At 49.2% G+C, this 20,185-nt stretch carries 17 protein-coding genes; 12 read left to right on the forward strand and 5 right to left on the reverse strand.

Annotation, left to right across the window (positions count from 1 at the left end; translation table 11 throughout):
* Positions 1-30: 30 nt before the first annotated feature.
* Both pdsR and ACG1BZ_RS02905 read right to left on the reverse strand, forming a co-directional pair.
* Entirely contained in the window at positions 31-720 is a 690-nt protein-coding gene (gene pdsR / locus ACG1BZ_RS02900) for a proteobacterial dedicated sortase system response regulator (protein ID WP_108735148.1), read from the reverse strand.
* 211 nt (positions 721-931) lie between these two features.
* Positions 932-1,618, reverse strand: coding sequence for an OmpA family protein (locus ACG1BZ_RS02905; RefSeq protein WP_108731695.1), 687 nt, complete (start codon positions 1,616-1,618; stop codon positions 932-934).
* Between the two features lie 468 nt (positions 1,619-2,086).
* Here ACG1BZ_RS02905 and murJ point away from each other — a divergent pair, with 468 nt between their 5' ends.
* The 12 genes from murJ (at position 2,087) to ACG1BZ_RS02965 (ending at position 16,424) form a co-directional block, all read left to right on the forward strand.
* Positions 2,087-3,697 carry a murein biosynthesis integral membrane protein MurJ gene (murJ, locus tag ACG1BZ_RS02910; RefSeq protein WP_282934367.1) on the forward strand — a complete coding sequence of 537 codons (1,611 nt, stop codon included), beginning with the start codon at positions 2,087-2,089 and terminating at the stop codon, positions 3,695-3,697.
* A 99-nt stretch (positions 3,698-3,796) separates the two neighbouring features.
* A complete protein-coding gene (ribF, locus tag ACG1BZ_RS02915) occupies positions 3,797-4,777 on the forward strand; it encodes a bifunctional riboflavin kinase/FAD synthetase (RefSeq protein WP_413664303.1) in 981 nt (326 codons plus the stop codon).
* A 51-nt stretch (positions 4,778-4,828) separates the two neighbouring features.
* Positions 4,829-7,633, forward strand: coding sequence for an isoleucine--tRNA ligase (gene ileS / locus ACG1BZ_RS02920; RefSeq protein WP_413664304.1), 2,805 nt, complete (start codon positions 4,829-4,831; stop codon positions 7,631-7,633).
* The gene (gene lspA / locus ACG1BZ_RS02925; protein WP_413664305.1) at positions 7,626-8,153 is read left to right on the forward strand and encodes a signal peptidase II; all 528 of its coding nucleotides are present in this window, start codon (positions 7,626-7,628) and stop codon (positions 8,151-8,153) included. The genes ileS and lspA overlap by 8 nt, the downstream gene beginning before the upstream one ends.
* 6 nt (positions 8,154-8,159) lie before the next feature.
* Positions 8,160-8,600 (forward strand): FKBP-type peptidyl-prolyl cis-trans isomerase, encoded by a 441-nt coding sequence (locus ACG1BZ_RS02930; RefSeq protein WP_282934364.1) that lies wholly within the window; start codon positions 8,160-8,162, stop codon positions 8,598-8,600.
* A gap of 44 nt (positions 8,601-8,644) precedes the next feature.
* Entirely contained in the window at positions 8,645-9,577 is a 933-nt protein-coding gene (gene ispH / locus ACG1BZ_RS02935; RefSeq protein ID WP_413664306.1) for a 4-hydroxy-3-methylbut-2-enyl diphosphate reductase, read from the forward strand.
* Positions 9,578-9,934: 357 nt separating this feature from the next.
* Positions 9,935-10,405 (forward strand): GspH/FimT family pseudopilin, encoded by a 471-nt coding sequence (locus ACG1BZ_RS02940; RefSeq protein ID WP_413664307.1) that lies wholly within the window; start codon positions 9,935-9,937, stop codon positions 10,403-10,405.
* Positions 10,406-10,434: 29 nt separating this feature from the next.
* Complete coding sequence (gene pilV, locus ACG1BZ_RS02945) at positions 10,435-10,971, forward strand: type IV pilus modification protein PilV (protein ID WP_413664308.1); 537 nt, start codon at positions 10,435-10,437, stop codon at positions 10,969-10,971.
* A 2-nt stretch (positions 10,972-10,973) separates the two neighbouring features.
* A complete protein-coding gene (locus ACG1BZ_RS02950) occupies positions 10,974-11,981 on the forward strand; it encodes a PilW family protein (RefSeq protein ID WP_413664309.1) in 1,008 nt (335 codons plus the stop codon).
* A 35-nt stretch (positions 11,982-12,016) separates the two neighbouring features.
* Entirely contained in the window at positions 12,017-12,514 is a 498-nt protein-coding gene (locus ACG1BZ_RS02955) for a PilX N-terminal domain-containing pilus assembly protein (RefSeq protein WP_413665839.1), read from the forward strand.
* A gap of 13 nt (positions 12,515-12,527) precedes the next feature.
* Positions 12,528-15,902, forward strand: a complete 3,375-nt coding sequence (locus ACG1BZ_RS02960; RefSeq protein WP_413664310.1) for a PilC/PilY family type IV pilus protein — start codon at positions 12,528-12,530, stop codon at positions 15,900-15,902.
* A gap of 60 nt (positions 15,903-15,962) precedes the next feature.
* Positions 15,963-16,424 (forward strand): type IV pilin protein, encoded by a 462-nt coding sequence (locus tag ACG1BZ_RS02965; RefSeq protein ID WP_413664311.1) that lies wholly within the window; start codon positions 15,963-15,965, stop codon positions 16,422-16,424.
* Between the two features lie 6 nt (positions 16,425-16,430).
* On the opposite strand, the gene ACG1BZ_RS02970 is transcribed toward ACG1BZ_RS02965, so the two are convergent.
* The 3 genes from ACG1BZ_RS02970 to ACG1BZ_RS02980 all read right to left on the reverse strand — a co-directional run bounded on the left by ACG1BZ_RS02970 (position 16,431) and on the right by ACG1BZ_RS02980 (position 20,185).
* Positions 16,431-16,991: a GspH/FimT family pseudopilin gene (locus ACG1BZ_RS02970; protein WP_413664312.1), complete on the reverse strand. Its 561-nt coding sequence runs from the start codon at positions 16,989-16,991 to the stop codon at positions 16,431-16,433.
* Between the two features lie 93 nt (positions 16,992-17,084).
* Positions 17,085-18,485, reverse strand: a complete 1,401-nt coding sequence (locus tag ACG1BZ_RS02975) for a sigma-54-dependent transcriptional regulator (protein WP_413664313.1) — start codon at positions 18,483-18,485, stop codon at positions 17,085-17,087.
* 116 nt (positions 18,486-18,601) lie between these two features.
* Positions 18,602-20,185, reverse strand: coding sequence for a sensor histidine kinase (locus tag ACG1BZ_RS02980; RefSeq protein ID WP_413664314.1), 1,584 nt, complete (start codon positions 20,183-20,185; stop codon positions 18,602-18,604).

Below are 20,185 nucleotides of genomic sequence, written 5' to 3' on the forward strand. Positions count from 1 at the left end.
AATTTTTGAAATTGTTCGCCCGATGGCGGTTTACAGCTGCCAGCGATACCCCATGCCGTAGGCGGTTCCTATGGCATTAAACTCGGTGTCCAGCGCCTGGAATTTGCGCCTGATTCTTTTGACGTGAGAGGTGATGGTGTTGTCATCCAGCACTACGCGGGCTGCTTCCATTAGTTGGCTGCGGGATTTAACGTGGCCGGGCCTTTTTGCCAGGGCGTGGACAATCCAGAATTCGGTCACGGTTAAGTCCACGGGTTGCTCATCCCAGTGGCAATGGAGCCTGGAAATATCTAGCCATAGCTTTCCCTGAGTTAAGCTCTCGCCTTCATCGTTTTGATCTCGCAGCACGCTAACGCGGCGCAGTAGGGCGTTAATTCGCGCCTGCATATGGGGTAGGGAGATATCCTTGGTGAGGTAATCATCAGCGCCCAGGCGCAGTCCGGAAATAATATCCAGCTCTGAGTCCCTGGCGGTGAGAAATAATATTGGCAGGCTCGGCGCCATAGCGCGCAATTCCCGGCAGAGCTCAAAACCGCCCTCCACCTCGCTGCCCAGGCCAACATCGATCACGGCCAGGTCTGGCAGCCGCTGGCGAAAAGCATCCATGGCCTCAATCCTGGCGCTGTATAAATCGACCCGGTAACCGTGGCGGCGCAGAGCATCGCGGTAGTTTTCTGCGATAGCGCGTTCATCTTCGACAATGGCGATGGTTGCACTCATGACAAATCCCGACTTAATTCCTTTCTGGCGGAGAATCATGCACGAAGTTGCAGGGGTTAGGCAAAAAGGCGGGCGCAAGGCGCCCGCAAATACAACAGGGTTTCTATCAGCTTGGAGTTGCGTGAGTGGATTTGCGATCCACTCACGCTTATGTAGTGCGGCTTGAAGGCGAAGGGATATGCGGATTTGTTGTCCGCCGTGCCCCTTTGACTCAGAAGTTTCCCGCCATGGACTCCGGAAGGGAGAAGCGGATGTCGACGCGGCGCTCCATGGCGTAGGCGTCTACATCACCTCGGGCTGCCTGGGAATAGGTGGAGCCGAGTGCGCTGCGGCTGATTCTTGAGGCATCAACTCCAAGTGATACCAAAGCCTCTTCCACACTCAGGGCGCGTTGATCGGACAGTACATTGTTGTAGCCGTCGCTGCCGCGAGGATCTGCGTGTCCCTCCAGGTGAATTTGCAGGTGGGGGTGTCGCTTGAGAAAGTCAGCCATGGCACTCAGCTGGTGCATTTGGCCCTCCTGAAGCTCGTCCTCCCCAGTGGTAAACAGCATTTGGAATTGCAGTGAATCCAGGGCCAGTTGGCTGGCGTCGTTCGCGGACAGTTGAGCCGCATCCAATTGCTGTGCCAGGTTGCTGAGCTCTGCACGGCTCTCTGTCAGTTGTGTTGCCAGCATATCTGCCTCGTCTGCTTGCTTGATCTGCTCTCCGAGCCAGGCTCCGCCGAGTGCTCCGGCGATAAAGCCAACGGGCCCACCCAATGCTGCACCGGCAATTGCAGAGCCGGTAAAGACTGAGGCCTGCTTGGCCGGAGTCAAATTGGATTCGTTTTGTTCCTTAGCGTGGGCTCCGGTGGCAATCAGAGAACCCAGGGCGACGGCCATCACTACTTTTTTCATTGTTCTGCTCCTTAGCGGCTTTTCTTACTCGTGTGGGCCTGTTCTGTTGTGGCCCGTTTGAGTGTTATTAAAAAGCTCCAAGGAGGCGCTGGCGTGGCGCAGCTATGACCAACTGCGGCTCAATTGTGGCGAAATATGGCGATCGCTCCGAAACCCAGCTCAGAAGCTGGAAGGGGCTGGGCGACCGCAGTTATAGCAGGGGATGGATGGACAGACGGGGCTGGGGCCATCAACAGCTGCTATGTACCGCACAATTGCCAGAACCAGGGCAATAATCAAAGCACTAATGGTCATCCCTTCTCTCCCCGCACCACCAGCTCCTTGGGTGGCGCGACTAGCTCGCTCTTAGTATAGGCTCGCGGTCCCGCAGTCGCAGGGCCTCAGCTCTGTAGAGGAGCCCATATATCCCCTGGTTTTGGGGTAGACTTGCCGGCCAACAAGTTTCAACTTTTGCCAGGAGTCCGAGTTTTGTCGCAGTCATCCCCAGCTCAGGAACAGGCAGTCGAAAAATCTGGTGCTTCCAGATTGCTGCGGGGCAGTTCCGTTGTCGGTGCTGCCACTATGCTGTCGCGAGTGGCCGGGCTGGTTCGTGACGTGGCGCTGGCCCGCTTTGCCGGTGCGGGCGATGCTGCCGATGCCTTTTTTGTCGCATTCAAGATTCCCAACTTTTTTCGCCGTCTATTTGCAGAAGGTGCATTTGCCCAGGCTTTTGTGCCGGTACTGGCCGAATACCGCCAAAAGGGCGGTAAGGCGGCTGCGCGAGAGTTAAATGACCGGGTTGCGGGCGCTCTTGGTGGCGTACTTTTGTTGGTTACTCTGTTTGGTGTTCTCTGCGCTCCACTAGTGACGGGTATTTTTGCTTTTGGCTGGTGGTGGGACGGCAGTGAGCGTGAGAAGTTCGATCTCGCTACCGATATGTTGCAGATCACTTTTCCCTATTTAATGCTGATTTCCCTGGCGGGATTTACCGGGGCAATACTCAATACTTTCGATCGTTTTGCGATTCCGGCGCTAACCCCGGTGATGCTCAACCTGGTTTTGATTGCTGCGGCGACTGTTGCTACCAATTGGTTTGATCCGCAAATTATGGCGCTGGCTTGGGGCGTTTTTGTTGCGGGGGTGGTGCAGCTGCTGTTTCAACTGCCTTTTCTCGCTCGTGAAGGATTGTTGCCTAGCCCTAAGTGGGATTGGCAGCACAAAGGAGTGCGTAAAATTTTACGCCTGATGGCGCCGGCGATTTTTGGTGTGTCAGTGACCCAGATCAGCCTGGTGATGGACACTCTGCTGGCTTCATTCCTGCCCAGCGGCAGTGTTTCCTGGCTCTATTTTTCCGACCGGCTCACCGAGCTGCCCCTGGGGGTGTTTGGGGTTGCGGTGGCAACGGTGATTCTGCCGAGCTTGTCGCGGCAGCATACTGACGGAGACCCCCGCCGGTTCCGTCATACCCTCGACTGGGCTTTGCGCAGTGTCACGCTAATTTCCCTGCCCGCTTCTGTAGCCTTGGTGGTACTGGCTGAGCCGCTCCTGACAACCCTTTTTCAGTATGGGCAGATGCAGCCGCGCGATATGCAAATGGCCGCCTGGTCCCTGCGCGCTTATGCCATGGGGTTGTTGGCGTTTATGCTGATTAAAGTGCTGGCGCCGGGCTATTTTGCCCGCCAGGATACCTACACCCCAGTGCGCTTTGGCTTAATCGCTATCTCGGCCAAAATGGTGTTGAGCCTGCTGTTTGTGATACCGCTTAACTACTACTTCAAGCTCGGCCATATGGGTCTGGCGCTGGCTACGGCTTGTCAGGCCGCTATTAACGCCTGGCTCCTCTATAAAGGCCTGCGTCGAGATGATGTCTATAAACCTGAGGCTGGGTGGGGCACTTACCTGGTAAGGTTGCTTCTGGCGAATTTGGCGATGGTTGCGATTTTGCTCGGGGCCCTGCACCTGTGGTCACAGTGGAGTGAATGGGCCTGGTATGACCGCGCCTGGCGTATGGGGCTGATCGTAGCTGCGGGGGGAGCGACCTATCTGTCCGTTTTACTGGTTTCAGGATTGCGCCCCCGCCACTTCCGCGCCACAAGTTAATTTTTTAAGTGGGCATATCTGGATAAATATGGCCTCTGGCCGCCCAGTGGGAATCCGCTATACTGTGCGGCTCGATTTTATGAGGATGGGAAAATCGCTTTGGCCCAGGAGCGCGAACTAATTCGCGGGTTGCACAACCTGCGCCCCCGCCACCGGGGAAGCGTGGCGACAATCGGCTCGTTCGATGGTGTACACCTCGGTCACCAGGCGATTATTGCGCAGCTCAAGCAGCGCGCGCAGGAACATGATCTGCCCTCGGTGGCGATTATCTTTGAGCCCCAGCCACATGAGTTCTTCTCTGGGGAAAGGGCGCCCGCGCGTCTGATGCGCTTTAAAGAGAAGGTATTGGCGCTATTTGATGCTGGTGCCGACCGGGTGCTGTGCCTGCAGTTTAACGAGAAACTGCGCAACCTGAGTGCCGATGCTTTTGTGCGCCGTATTCTGGTGGACGGCCTTGGAATCCGCCATTTGGTGGTGGGAGACGATTTCCGCTTCGGCTGTGATCGCAGTGGCGATTATCGACTTCTCCAGGGCGCCGGAGCCGAAAATGGATTCACGGTGGAAGACACGGCTACGCTTGAGGTTCGCGGAGCCCGGGTGAGCAGCACCCGCATCCGCGAAGCCTTGCAGCGGGGCGAATTTGAGTTGGCCGAGGCCTTACTCGGGCGCCCTTACAGTATTACCGGGCGGGTTGCCCCCGGCCGCGCCTTGGGCCGGCAACTGGGTGCTCCCACAGCCAATGTGCGTTTGCACCGCTACCGCTCCCCGCTGGTTGGCGTTTACACCGTTCGCACCAAAGCCGCGAATGGAAGTGAACTCGCAGCTGGGCGGCCGGAAATTGACGGTGTTGCCAATGTGGGGTTTCGCCCGACAGTTGAGGGAGAGGGCGCCCGGCCACTACTGGAAGTCAACTTGTTTGATTTTGATGGCAACCTCTACGGGAAAGAACTAGCGGTAGAGTTTTGCCACAAACTTCGCAATGAAGAGAAGTTTGCCTCCCTGGAAATCCTCAAAGCCCGCATCGCTCAGGATATTGACGATGCTAAAGACTGGTTTGTGCAAAACCCCAAGGGACACTAACCGGTGTATAGACGATGAATTATTCTCTACTAGAGCTGAAGTAGACATCCAATGACTGATTATAAAGTGACCTTAAACCTGCCTGAGACCGACTTTCCTATGCGCGGCAATCTGCCCCAGCGCGAGCCGGCTATTTTAAAGAAGTGGCAGGAAACCAAGCTCTACGAAAAAATCCGCGAAGCGCGGGAGGGGCGCGAGCAGTTTATCCTGCACGACGGTCCTCCCTATGCCAACGGGGATATTCACATAGGTCACTCGGTCAACAAGATTCTCAAAGATATTATTATCAAGTCGAAAACCCTGAGCGGTTTTGACGCTCCCTATGTGCCTGGCTGGGACTGCCACGGCCTGCCGATTGAGCACCGCGTCGAGAAAAAGATTGGCAAGGCTGGCGCAAAGGTGGATCACAAAACTTTCCGCCAGAAGTGCCGCGAATACGCAGCCAAGCAGGTGGACGGACAGAAGAAAGACTTTATTCGCCTGGGGGTGTTCGGTGAATGGGACAATCCCTACCGCACCATGGATTTCCAATTTGAAGGCGATATCATCCGAGCGCTTGGGCAAGTGGTCAAAAATGGCCATTTGGCACGGGGTTTCAAGCCTGTGTACTGGAGCGTTGTGGGCGGATCAGCTCTGGCGGAAGCGGAAGTGGAGTATCAGGATAAAACCTCCTACTCCATTTACGTTTGCTATCCGGCGACGGAAGAGACATCCCTGGCTATCGCCGATGCGGCAGGTGGACACGCGGGTGAAGGCCCCCTATCCGTTGTTATCTGGACCACAACCCCCTGGACGCTTCCTTCCAGCCAAGCGGTTTCTGTCAATGCTGAGCTGGAATATGTTGTGGTGCAAACGGCTGAGCGCCGATTGCTCGTTGCCGAAGCACTCAAGGATGCCGTATTGGAGAAGGCGGGGCTCGAAGGTGAAGTGGTAGGCCGTATTCGCGGTGCTGCCTTGGAGCACCTGAAGCTAAACCATCCTTTCTACGAGAAGCAATTGCCGATGATCCTCGGCGACCATGTCACCACTGATGCAGGTACAGGCTGTGTACACACTGCGCCGGACCATGGTCCCGATGACTTCCAGGTGGGCAAGCGCTACGGCATCGATACCCTGAACTATATCGATGACAATGGCGTATACCGCGATATGGTACCGCTGTTTGCCGGTGAACACGTCTACAAGGTGGACGACAAAATCGTGGCCCTGTTACAGGAGCGCGGAGTACTTCTGCACCAGGGTAAGATGGAGCACAGCTACCCTCACTGCTGGCGCACCAAGACGCCGCTTATTTACCGCGCAACTCCGCAGTGGTTTGTGAGCATGCAGCAGAATGACCTTCTGGAGAATGCACAGAAGGCAGCGGATGAAGTTCAGTGGATCCCCGGTTGGGGCAAGGCTCGTATCGATGCCATGCTCGACGGCAGCCCGGATTGGTGTATTTCCCGCCAGCGTACCTGGGGCGTGCCCATCGCTTTGTTTGTTCACAAAGAGACCCATGAAATCCACCCGGACACTCCCGCTTTGATGGACAAAGTGGCTGAAAAGGTCGACGCCGAGGGTATGGACGTTTGGTTTGACTTGGACCCGCAGGAGCTTCTGGGAGATGAGGCAGGCCAATATCAAAAGGTTACCGACACCCTGGATGTCTGGTTCGATTCAGGTGTGACTCATTACGCCGTACTGGAGCGCCGCAACGGCCTGCGTTTCCCGGCAGATCTGTACCTTGAGGGCTCTGATCAGCACCGAGGCTGGTTCCAGTCTTCACTGAAGACCTCCATCGCTATCAACGATTGTGCCCCTTATAAGCAAGTGTTGACTCACGGTTTCACGGTAGATGCACAGGGACGGAAAATGTCCAAGTCCATCGGCAATACCGTTGCACCACTGGATGTAATCAACAAGTTGGGTGCAGATGTATTGCGCCTTTGGGTTTCCGCCACAGACTTCAGTGGTGAAATGGCGGTTTCCGATGAGATCCTGAAACGCACAGCGGACTCTTACCGTCGCTTGCGCAATACGGCTCGTTTCTTCCTGTCCAACCTGGCTGGGTTTGACCCGGAAAAAGATTTATTGCCGGAAAGTGAACTTCTGGCGCTGGATCGCTGGGCGCTGGATAAGGCTGCGCGTCTACAGGATGAAATTATCGAGGCTTACGATAACTACCAGTTCCACCAGATCTATCAGAAGTTACATAACTTCTGTGTCGTGGAAATGGGTGGCTTCTACCTGGATATCATCAAAGATCGCCAGTACACCACCAAAGAGGACAGTACTGCACGCCGCTCTGCGCAAACTGCCCTCTATCATATTGTTCAGGCATTTGTTCGCTGGATTGCGCCTATCCTGAGCTTTACCGCAGAAGAACTATGGCAGTTTATTCCCGGAGCCAAAGCGGACAGCATCTTTATTGAAGAGTGGTATTCGCTGCCGAAGCTGCCAGCAGACTCGGTTAAAGGTGCGGACTATTGGGCTGCCATCGCCGAAGTAAAAACTGCGGTAAACAAGGTGCTTGAAGAGCAGCGTGGAGCTGGTGCTATTGGCGGCTCCCTGCAAGCGGCGGTGACTCTGTTCGCCGAGGATGACCTGCGCGAAAAGCTCTTGGAGCTCGAAGACGAGTTGCGCTTTGTTTTGATTTGCTCCTCCACTTCTGTACAGCCACTCAGCGATGCTGCCGGTGCAGAATCCACAGAGCTGGAAGGATTGAAAGTCAGCATAAGCAAAGTGGATCACCCCAAGTGTGCGCGCTGTTGGCATTACCGCGCCGATGTGGGTGTATCAGCAGAGTATCCAGACATTTGTGAGCGCTGTGTGGAAAACGTTTCTGGTGAAGGAGAAGTGAGGCACTATGCCTAGTTCCAACCCTGTTTGGGGGCATCCATGGCGCTGGTACTGGCTGGCGCTGGTGGTGGTTGTCCTCGATATCGCCAGCAAAGTCTGGGCCGTGGATATGTTTATGCACGGCCCGTCAATACAAATTATTCCCGGCTTGCTGCAATTTACTTATGCCGAAAACTACGGCGCTGCCTTTAGCTTCCTGTCTGATGCTGGGGGATGGCAGCGGTGGTTTTTCGGAATTATTGCCTTTGTATTTAGCGTTGTTGTCAGTGTTTGGCTATGGCGCTTGCCGGCAACAAAGCGCTGGGAACCCTGTGCCCTGGCGCTAATTCTGGGGGGGGCCTTGGGCAACCTTTGGGATCGAGTGCTGCTGGGTTACGTAAGGGATTTTATTTCGGTCTATTACGGCAACTGGCACTTCCCGGTATTCAATGTGGCGGATATGGGAATTAGTATCGGCGCTGCAATGCTGGTGATTGAACTGCTTTTTTTTGCGGAAAAAGAAAGTGGCAAAGCAAAAAATAACGTGGAAGTTTAACGAACTATGAGTAATGCCGTTATCGGTGAACACTGCCGGGTGACACTGCACTTTAGCCTGAAATTGGACGATGGCACTGAGGTGGATTCAACCTTCAAAGGTGACCCAGCCTCTTTTAGTGTTGGCGATGGCAGTTTGCTGCCGGGCTTTGAAAAAGCGCTTTTTGGTTTAAAAGCGGGAGATGAAGCTGAGATCGAGATACCGCCGGAGATAGGGTTTGGCCAGCGCAACCCGGAAAACCTGCAAAAGGTGCGCCGGGATACCTTTTCTCCCGATATGGAGCTGGAGCGCGGGTTGGTAGTCTCTTTTGACAACGGCAGCGGCGAACTCCCCGGAGTAATCAGTGAGATTGGTGAGGACGATGTTACTGTCGATTTTAATCATCCATTGGCCGGTCAAACCTTAAATTTCCATGTGAAAATTATTGCGGTGGACTCGATCCAATAGGGTCGGGGTTCCCCCTTTGTAGCAAGTAGGGTGCTGAAGTAGACATGCAAATCCGAATGGCTAACCCCCGGGGCTTTTGTGCCGGTGTTGATCGGGCAATTGATATTGTGAATCGTGCCCTGGATGTATTTGGTGCGCCGATCTATGTCCGCCATGAGGTGGTGCACAATAAATTTGTGGTGGAAAGTCTGAAAGAGCGAGGTGCGGTCTTTGTCGATGAACTCGATGAAGTGCCCGATGATGTTATCGTTATCTTCAGTGCTCACGGTGTTTCAAAAGCTGTGCAGCGCGAAGCTGAAGAGCGTGGCCTGCGTGTATTCGATGCTACTTGCCCGCTGGTTACCAAGGTGCATATTGAAGTGAGTAAGTTCAGCACCGACGGTGCTGAGTGCATACTTATCGGCCACGCCGGGCACCCGGAAGTGGAGGGCACAATGGGGCAGTATGACAACTCTGCTGGCGGTGCCATTTACCTGGTTGAAGACGAAGAGGATGTTGCGAAGTTAACTGTTAAAGACGAGAGTAATCTCGCCTATGTTACCCAAACAACACTATCCATGGATGATACCGCTCGAGTCATTGATGCCCTGAGAGCGCGTTTCCCTGAAATCCGTGGGCCTCGAAAAGATGATATCTGTTACGCGACCCAGAATCGCCAGGATGCTGTAAAGCAGCTGGCCCTGGAAAGTGACCTGGTCCTTGTTGTTGGTAGCCCGAATAGTTCTAACTCTAATCGCCTGCGTGAACTCGCTGAACGCTGTGGTGCTGCTGCCAAATTGATCGATGGTGCGGATGATATCGATGCAGATTGGCTTCAGGGTAAGTCGGCCATAGGAATCACAGCGGGAGCGTCAGCACCGGAAGTCCTGGTACAAGGAGTGATTGACCGACTGCAACAACTTGGTGCAAGCCTTCCTGAAGAAATGGATGGAAGGGCTGAGAATATACGTTTCTCCCTGCCTAAAGAGCTGCGTTAATCAGCAGCTCTATCTCCTATCGGCAAGCTGGCTAGCCCACTTATCGCCCCTTCCAAGCCGTTTGTCGGCAAGCTGCAAAACCCTCGACCCCATCGCTTACCTGCTTTCCATAAACTGGTATATATACGATAACAATACGAACCAAAGTGTTGTGCCTCCACTTTACTTGCACATTGTTTGTAAAGTACTGGGGTGAGAATTTTTGTGTGCAAAATTTATACTGAAAAGTTGCACGCTTTAGATAAAGTGAGATTTTTCTCTCCATGCCAGGCAGCATAGCCCAGTACTTATAGGTTCTTTAAGGCAGCAAATATGATTAGCTTCAAAAAATACATAGGGGCAACCCTTATAGAGTTAATGGCGACTATCACCATCTTAGGGATTGTACTTGCGATTGGACTACCTTCATTTAATTCATTATTTGATAGCAATCGCTTGTCGGCTATGACAAATGACTTGAACGGTGTTCTTCAATATGCACGTTCTGAAGCTGTGCGTATAGGAGGTAGCGTAGAGGTAGGTGCAATTGACGATGATATTGGTAATGGAGTTATTGTCTGGGTTGATAGTGACGGGAGTGATTCTTATGACGATGGAGAGGAGTTAAGAATGCTACTTGTCGAGTACGAGGATATTGTAGTTACAGCGGAAGTCTCTGGTGCCGGAGTGGCAGACTTAGATTTTAGCTATGGCGCGCAGGGGGAGATAAGTCTTGGGGCCACTTTAACTTTGGATTTATGTGATAGTCGGACAGGAGATTATGGTCGCCAGTTGCAGGTTCTCGCTTCTGGGGCTTTAAGATTGAATACCAATATGCCTTGCCCGTAGGAAAACGGATTGAAAAGAGGATAATTTGAATGCTCAAGCAAAAAGGGGCAACCCTAATTGAAGTGCTTGTATCGGTTTTGATCCTGGCGGTTGGTCTTTTGGGGCTGGCGGCAACACAAGTGATGAGTTTAAAAAATGGCAATGGGGCTCATCACCGGTATATGGCTGCACTTGCAGCACAGGAAATTATTGAACGAATGCGCGCTAATCCTACGGGGACTATGAGTAGTGAGTATGATGGCACTGTAGGCGGTTCTTCTGGTGATGGCGGGTCAGATGGTTCGGGTGGTTCAGATGGCTCGGATGGTTCAGATGGTGGAGCTGGCAGTAGTTCTACGCCGGATTGTAGTAGTGCATGTTCAGATGCTGAACTTGCAGATTTAGATCTCTATGAATGGGAGCTCATTCTATCTTCCAATCTACCTGACGCAACAGGAACAATTGCTCACAACGCCGGTGTAGTAACGGTAACTATATCTTGGAGTGAACAGCATACAGGGGAAAATTACGGGGTATTAGATGGTGACGTGGATAATGCCTCCTTTTCGATGATAGTGGAGCTTTAAGGATGCAATCTTTTAGTAATCAAAGAGGCCTTTCATTAGTTGAATTAATGATAGGTATTTTATTGGGCTCCCTTCTTTTACTTGGCGTATTACAAATATTTCAGAGTAATAGCGATACTTTTCGCATGCAGGATGGGTTCTCGCGTGTACAGGAAAACGGTAGATTTGCGATCGACTTGCTGAGCAAGGAAATACGACTTGCAGATTATTGGGGATGTGCACCAGATCAAGACAGTATCGAGAATCGGTTGGATACGACGGATGCCTTCTTAAATTCTATTGGTTCTGACGGAGTTCAAGGTGTTGATAATGCCAGCGGTATAACAGTTGGAACAACGAACGTGCTGGATGGAAGTGATGTATTAATTCTTGGTGGCGTTATTGATGCCTGCGGGGGATCTGGACGTATGTTAGATCCTAGTGGTAGTGATCTGGTTGTAAGTTCAAATTGTCCTGTAGCGGCTGGAGATATTGTCTTGGTCTCCACTTGTATTAACGGCGACATTTTCACTATTACAAATATTGATACGGCCGTTGGCGCTGGTAATAGGGCTTTAAAGCACGATGTGAGTACTACAACTGGGTGGGTTAATAATAAGAGTGACGTACTTCAGGAAATATATGGAGCAGACTCCGCAATTTTTCAGCCGTATCAAAAAACCTATTTTATCGCTGTGAATACAGCCGGTACCAATTCCCTATTTGTCAGTGATGAAAATGATTCCGTCGAAGAACTGGTTCCTGGAATAGAAGATATGCAAGTTTCTTATGGTCGGGATACCACAGGAAGTGGAATAGTTGATACTTGGCAAAGTGCTAGTACATCTCTTGATGAGATGTCAGAAGTTGTTGCTATTAAATTAGAGTTATTGGTAGCTAGCGATAGCGATGCAAGTGTAGATAGCCAAACTATTCGCCGGCTTGATGGTAGTGAAACTGAATATAGTGATGGAAGAATTAGAAAATTGTATGTGGCTACGGTAAAAGTGCGTAATCGAGGTGATATGTAATGAGGACTATCAGATCACAAAGCGGCGCCGTTCTAATGGTCAGCCTGATTATCTTACTGATATTAACTTTAATTGGGATCTCTGGGGCCAGGAGTATCCTGATGAGCGAACGCATGACCTTTGCTTCTCGTGATGCAAAGGTAGCTCTCGAGGTGGCAGAGTCTGTTGCCCGTCGAGGTGAAGATTATATTGAGACGCTGACAAACTTAGACGACTTTGGCACTACAGGTTGGCGGCGTACTGCAGGTGATGGCCCGGATGATTTGTTTGATGAAAATACTTGGACTGATGCCAGTTCAGTAGAGCAAGAGGTGCCCATGGAGGGGGTTGGTGGTGAGGCCCTAACTGGTCGCATGTTTATCGAGCTTGCAGGGCTTACTGAAGATGACACAAATATTACTGATATGGATAAGAGTGCAGACTCCATCCGAAGCGACGGTACAGAGATTCAGGTGTTTAAAATTGTTTCTCGTGGTGTTGGGGTAGGTGGTACTGAGAGAATCATTATCACTCTCTATGGTAAAGAAATATAAAAGAGTAAAAGAAATGAATTTTTCACTGTCAAGTAAAGTCCAATTCCCATTGAAACCTATCGCTGCCGTTGTATTGTTTTTTTGCGCGAGTAATGAGGCTTTTTCTGCACCGGGTGAGTTATCTGATGTTCCGCTTTATTCCCGCGGTTCAGCAGAACCCAACCTGATGTTTGTGTTGGACTCTTCAGGGTCAATGGAAACAATGGTTTTGCCCGTAGATGGTTATGATACTTCAGACCCTGCGGGGTCTAGCTGTAGCTCTCCAGTATCAATGACGTATACGTCGAACTCCTGTGGTCATGGTGGCTGGGGTTCCTGTACACGTTATTATGATGATGTTGAATATCGGGTTAATACATCCGATGGAAGTGTTCAGATCAAATTGGTGGATAGAAACCGTGCAGAGAGTGATTGGTTTACTTGGGATAGTAGCAGCAACTGCTTTGACGAAGATGAGGATTATACTGCTTGGCTTTATGCGGAAGCTAATTCTGGAGGGGATAGTTATTATGAAACTGGTCAGGATTCAGATGACTATAGGGAAAGTACTACCGGGCATTTTCTAAACTGGTTCTTCTCCAAAGAAAATGGTAGCGGGGGTTATGTAGCCGATGAATTTACGGATGAGGATGGCAGTGCTACAAGATCTAAAGTAGATATACGTCGAACCGATATTATGATTAGTGCAGCCCAGGAATTAATTTCAGGGCTTAATGATGTGCGTGTCGGTGTGATGCAGTTCAATACAGAACACGGTGCAAAGCTGCTATCCGGTTTGGTTAGTCTAACCGAGACCAATCGAAATAGTATACTCAACATTATTGAAGATATTGATGCAAATGGTAATACCCCTCTTGCAGAGAGTTTTGCAGGTGTAGGGCGTTATTTTATTAGCGGCTATGAGGGAAATAACCTCACCTATATAGATTCTACTGGAGCAGAAAAACAGGTTCCCGGAGAGGATATATTTTCTGGAAGCGGCACTAGTACTATATTGAATTGGGGCGATGTTAGCGCGCCTGATGATACAGTTGATGGCGGAGCTATCCAGTATTATTGTCAAAAGAGTTTTATGGTGGCTCTAACAGATGGTGAGCCAACAAGGGATAATAGTATTAGCAGTGACTTGACCGACTATGATTATGGTTGCTCCTCAAATAGTGGCGGCTGCACAAGTGATGAGATGGATGATGTCCTTAAGGCTCTTTACGATATTGATTTACGACCGGATTTGAAAAAGACTGGTGGTGAAGAGGTCGTTAACAATATTACCAGTTATATTATTGGCTTTGCTGAAGATGGTTTGTCAGACACGAACCTGATGAAAAATGCCGGGGAATTGGGTGGCGGTGGTGTGTATGATGCTGGTAACGCCGCAGAACTGAAGGTGACTTTTAATACTATTATTAATAATGTTCAGTCTATAGTTGGTAGCTCAAGCTCTGTAGCTTTTAATACTTCTTCCCTTAAAACAAATTCCAGCATATTTGCTGTAGGTTTTGATAGTAGTGCATGGTCGGGTAATTTAGCGGCTTGGAACCTTAGTGATGAAGGGGATATCGAACTTGATGACGATGGAAATCTCGACACTTCATCCATTTGGGAGGCGAACTCTGAATTGGATTCGATAGACCCAGATAGCAGGGTTATGCTCTCCTATAGCAATGGTGCCGGGGTGCCTTTCACTGCATCAGGGCTCGGTATTACTGGGACAGATCATGCTGATGATTTAAATCTTGATATTCAATCTAATGCGGGAGTAAATGATGGCCGTGCCTCCGATCGTATTGATTATCTGAGGGGTGATCGGAGCAATGAGGGAACTAGTACTGGTAGTTTCCGGGCTCGTGAAGGGCGTTTAGGTGATATTGTAAATTCAACACCGGTTTATGTGGGAGAACCCAGCGGCCCTTGGTCTGATTACGAGTTCAGTGGAGCTTCTAGCTACGATGATTTTGTTAGCGCTAAAAGCAATCGTACTCCAGTTGTATATGTGGGGGCGAATGATGGCTTCTTACATGGTTTTAATGCCAGTGCCAGTGGAGCTAATGCCGGTAAAGAGCTGATAGCTTATTCACCTGCGGCCTTACTCAGTACAACCGCTGATGAGGGGCTGCATGCTTTGAGTTCGCAATACTATAGCCATAAATATTATGTGGATGGTACTCCCACAAGTTCTGATGTCTACATAAATAGCAGCTGGAAGACGGTACTTGTGGGAGGCTTAGGTGCTGGTGGTAAAGGATACTATGCTCTCGACATTACTAACCCCTCTGATTTTACTGAAGAGAATGCCGCAGATATTGTTTTGTGGGAGTTTACCGATTCGGACAATAATAACTTAGGTTATACCTTTAGTCGTCCTCAAATTTACCGTATGTCAAACGGTGAGTGGGCTGCAATATTCGGTAATGGATATAACAGTTCAACCGGCGATGCGGGTTTATTTATCGTATATTTGGATGGGGAAGATAGTAGTGGCAATAGCTATGTCTATATTTCAACGGGTACTGCCGATACTTCCGATAAAAACGGGATGTCAGAACCGACTATCGTGGACTCTGATGATGATGGCACTGTAGATCGTATCTATGCCGGTGACTTAAAGGGCAATATGTGGGCTTTCGATGTCTCATCGACAGGAAGTTGGGGTGTTGCTTCGTCAACTACTTCCCCGTCGCCACTTTTTTCTGTTCCAGGGGAGCCAATTACCGCTGCTCCGCAAATTTCAGGTAATGCGGAACACTCCTCTGGAGCGTCCCCTAATTTACTAGTTGCCTTTGGCACGGGACAATACTTAGTTGACTCAGATACGAGTGATACTAACCCCGGTGGATTTTATGTTGTAGCTGATAATGACGTGTACAATTTAAGTACAAGCGATCTGGAGAAGCGCACATTGAATGAGGGTTATGTCCCATTTGACAATGGGAATGAGGTGTATCTGAGGACATCATCTGGAGATGAGTTTACCTGGAGCGATAAATCAGGTTGGTATATGCCCTTGAATAAGGGCAGTGGATTGGAGGGCGGTGAGCGTGTTGTTACTCGGCCAACAGTACTGTCCTATCTCCTACTCTTTAATACGCTGATCCCAACCGGACAAGTCTGTGCTGCGGGTAGCTATGGCTGGCTGATGTCTGTGGATATTCGGACCGGCTTGGCCCCAGAAGAGCCCGCATTTGATGCAAATAATGACGGTGTAATCAATGAAGACGATTATGGCTATGTAGGAGAGCTGGGAGAAAGAGGCCCAAATAAGTCCGGCTTCCTGGGAAGTAAACAGTATACAGGGACCACTGATGGTGGGATTGACGTGAGGGAGATAAATATTGGTGCTGGAGACAGGGCAGGTCGTCTGTCTTGGGAAGAAATTACTCCAAACTAACGGTTATTAGATGATGGAACTTGCCCGGCTCTGTCGGGCTTATCTGGATATTGAAAACGTATGAAGATGAAAAATCACGGTGGTTTCAGCTTGATTGAGCTGCTGATAGTTATAGGAATCGTGGGTATTATTGCTGGGCTTGCATGGCCTGCCTATCAGAGTCACATTCTTACCTCAAATAGAGCGGATGCTCAGGGTGCTTTAATGGGATTGGCTCAGGCAATGGAGCAGCACTTTACTCAGAACGGCTCCTATACCGGAGCGGCAGATGGGGGTGCAGATATCGGTGCTCCAGCAATCTTTCCTACAGAAGCCCCACTGGATAACAGTAACAAAACTTATGACTTGACTATTCAGGCTGCCAATGATTCTTCCTATACCATTCGTGCAACTCCTAAAAACTCTCAGGTAGGTAATGGGGAGCTTGAATTGCGTTCAAATGGACTGCGAGCATGGGATCGAGGGAATGATGGAGCTTTCGACGACCCAGATGACTTGTGCTGGAACTCCAGTTGTATTTAAAAGTAGCTAGGGGCAGATTAATTCCTGGCCACTTCCATTTTCCACAATGCCATTTAGATCTTTATCTTTGGCGTAGTAAGGTCTTCCTATCGCATTGAGGATTATAATCCAGCCATACTCTGCTTCGCCGCTTGCGGGGCAGAATGAGAAGTTGCCGCTTTGGGACGGAGTAGTTCCTTTTGGTTTATAAATCAGAAACCCTCTATTATTGAATGCATTCCAGCTTAGAGATGCTCCCTGTTCAACCCGGTCCATATATCTTACAACCTGATCTTCTGAGTCGACTTCGCCATTGCCATTTTCATCGGTGAACAATAATGCGCCATCTGCCCAATCGCCAGCGCACTCATCAGACCCCCCTTTTGGACAAAGAGTAAAGTTACGTTTTTCAATAAGGGCCCTGTTACGCATAAATATAAGTACGCCAAAGAGCTCTCTTTGTTTAGCTTTACTTTTATACCTTTTAAGGAAGTCGCTAAAAGAAGGTAAAGCTACAGCTGTTAATACAGCAATAACCGTAATACAAATTATTAACTCTATAAGGGTGAATCCTGCAGATCGTTTCACGGTGCAAACTCCTCCTGGTTGAGTTTGCACTAGAATACTAGCTAGTTAGTATATTCCAATCACATGAAATTACGGTACCTTGATCTTCACAGTCTAACTCTCAAGCCCTAGTTTTTTTAATCTATATCTTAGAGAGCGGAAGCTAATACCCAGCTTCTGCGCTGCAGCGGTTCGATTCCATCGGGTTTTTGCTAAAGTTTCCTCAATAACCTCTTTTTCTATCCTTTGTAGGAATTCATCCAGGGAATCATACTTGTGTGGATTGAAATCTTCCGAGTTAGCCTTTTTTTCAGTTTGAGGTGAATTATTGTTGTGTTTTTTATCTGTGGAGCTTTCTTGCCTATTGTTACATTCAAGTAGGAGGTCTTCTTCTCGAATTATATTTTGATCAGATAAGGTGAAAGCTCTTTCAAGTATATTTTCAAGTTGTCTGACATTTCCCGGGAAGGAGTAATTTTGTAAGGCAATCATTGCTTCATGTGACAAGGCAGGCGGGGTAAGTCCGGCAGTAGAGGCTATACGTTGCATGATTATATCGGTTAGAAGCGGTATATCCTCGACCCTGTCCCGAAGAGGTGGGACAGAAATTTCGATAACATTTATGCGGTAGTAAAGGTCATTTCGGAAACGTCCATTGTTTACTTCTACACTTAAATCTTTGTGGGTTGCACTTAAAATACGAGTATCTATTGATACCTCTTTATTGGAGCCAAGTGGCCGTATAGACTTTTCCTGAATCGCTCTAAGGAGCTTTACCTGCATTTCCAGAGGAAGATCTGCTACTTCATCCAAGAAAAGGGTGCCGCCCTCGGCACTTTGTAGAAGGCCTTGTTTGTCTTTGTGTGCACCGGTAAAGCTACCCTTTTGGTGGCCAAAGAACTCACTTTCCATCAGTTCAGAAGGTATTGCACCACAGTTTATGGCGATAAAGGGTTGCTCAGCTCTAGCGCTCTGTAAATGAATAGAACGGGCAGCAAGTTCTTTGCCTGCGCCTGACTCACCACTGATATAAACAGGAGCGTCACTGCGAGCAACCTTACTGATCTGTTGGCGCAGCTTGCGGATATTATCTGCTTCGCCAAGTAGGAGGTCTTTTTTGGAGATTTCCTGTTGTGGAGCCTGGTTGCTATCCAGACGCAGGGCGAGTTGTGCCAAATTGCGTAAGCGCTCAAGATCTACTGGTTTGCTCACAAAATCGAAAGCGCCAAGCTTTAGCGCTTTAATTGCAGTATCCATATTCCCGTGAGCAGTTATAACCGCAATGGGGAGTTCAATCTCTGTACTTCCCTGGATATATTCAACTAGCTGTAGCCCATCTCCATCAGGTAGGCGTAAATCAGTTAGGCAAAAGCTATAAGTATTTTGGCTGAGTGCATTTTTAGCCTCGGAAAGCGTTGCAGCGGTGTGGCAATCAACATCCATCCTTTGAAGGGTGAGACTAAGTAAGTTACAAATATCCGGTTCATCATCGACAACCAGTGCCAGTGGGCGCATCGTTATTCTTTCTTTTCTTGTTTTGTTCACTTTATACCAAAAGGCATGAAACGCGATTATGTCAGAAATTTCTGGTGAATAATGATCTAGTTACAGGGAAAATTTCCTGAGCTAGATCAGGTCACACCCATAGAGTGAGCGAATTCAAGACGGAAGCAGCTTTTATTGTCTTCACTTTGGCAATGATACAAACTGATCCGATTGGCTTCACACAGTTCTCGAGCAATATACAAACCGAGCCCGCTACCGGCCTTATCGGTGGTAAAAAACGGCTCAAACACCTGGTTTTTGAACTCAGAGGGAATGCCACTACCATTATCCTTAATATCCAATATAGAGTGGCCTTTCTCAGTATTATAGTAGGCATGAACAGCTGCATAGCGCTGTCCAGTTTCCATTTCTGAGTGCCGCAATGCGTTGTCTGTAAGGTTCGTAATGACTTGTGATAATTGAGCAGAATCAAAGTTGGCCGGGATAAGCTGGTCTGGGACATCTAGTTCAATTCTGTTGTTTTGGGGGTTGGCTGTATTGAAGTCGGTAAAAAACTGGTTGAGCCAATTTCGCAGGTCATGTTCTTCTGGTGAATTTGCACGCCTTCTGGATAGTTGCATTACATTTTCAATAATTTGATTTACACGACCACTCTGCCGGCAAATAATTTCGATTAAATGTCGATCTTCATCTTTGAGCTGGGCAGATTCAGATAAAAGTTGCGCTGCATGGTTGATTGCAGAGAGTGGATTGCGAACTTCATGTGCAATAGAGGCGGTTAAATGTCCTAAAGATGCAAGTTTGAGCTTTTGAGCTGCTTCAGTGAGCTTTCGATTGTCTTCGACAAAAATGAGTGTGCTATTGCCACTTTTATGGCGTAGTTGGGCAAAGTTGAGTTGTAGCTCATTATTGTTACCGGCTTGAAAAAGTATACTTGTGTTTTCACCTTGCTGGCGCCAAGACTGAATCTGGCGGTGTAGCTCGGAGTTGGGGGGGGCGCCAGAAGTTAGCTGTGTTCCAAGTAAGCGAGAGGCAGCTCGATTGATCAATTCAGGCTTATTGGATGGCCCCATAACAAGCACGCCTGTATTCATCCTTTCAATAATTTGCTGTGCCAGCCTCTGGAGATGTGCGGCCTGACGGCTTTGCTGGTCTGCACGCAGGTTGGCTTTATGGATACGCTCAGACAAATATTGAATTGCGCTGACAGTTACGAACATTAGTAAGCCAAGTCCACCTGCAGAAACAATATCTCGGCTGGAGCCGGAGCCTGATAAAAGGTGAAACAGTTGGAGGGAAATTACGCCTAGGCTTGCGATGGCTGCAAAAAATGCGCTTAGGCGTCTATCCAGCAAAATGGCACCGATTGAGCAACTGATCAAAAGTAAATAGCCCAGACCGGAGTTCAGTCCTCCACTGGCTTCAATCAGCAACAGAAATACCAGGATATCGCACCCCAGAACAACTCCGACTTGGCTGTTATTAGTTTGATATGCCTTTTGTCGGAGAAAGAATAGCCATGTGATATTAAGCAGGGCATAGGATGCGGTGGTATAGACAAATAGTGTTGGCAAGTGCTCACCAAGTGAGCCCTCCCCGATATCTGAGAAAAATACCCCCAGCAAAACCAAGGCTATTGCAACCCGATATATAGCGCTAATCCGTAGGAGTTCGTGATGTTGTAAGGGGGATGTCTGGGAACTGCTCAC

The sequence above is a fragment of the Microbulbifer sp. CNSA002 genome, assembly GCF_047324085.1.
GTDB lineage: Bacteria > Pseudomonadota > Gammaproteobacteria > Pseudomonadales > Cellvibrionaceae > Microbulbifer.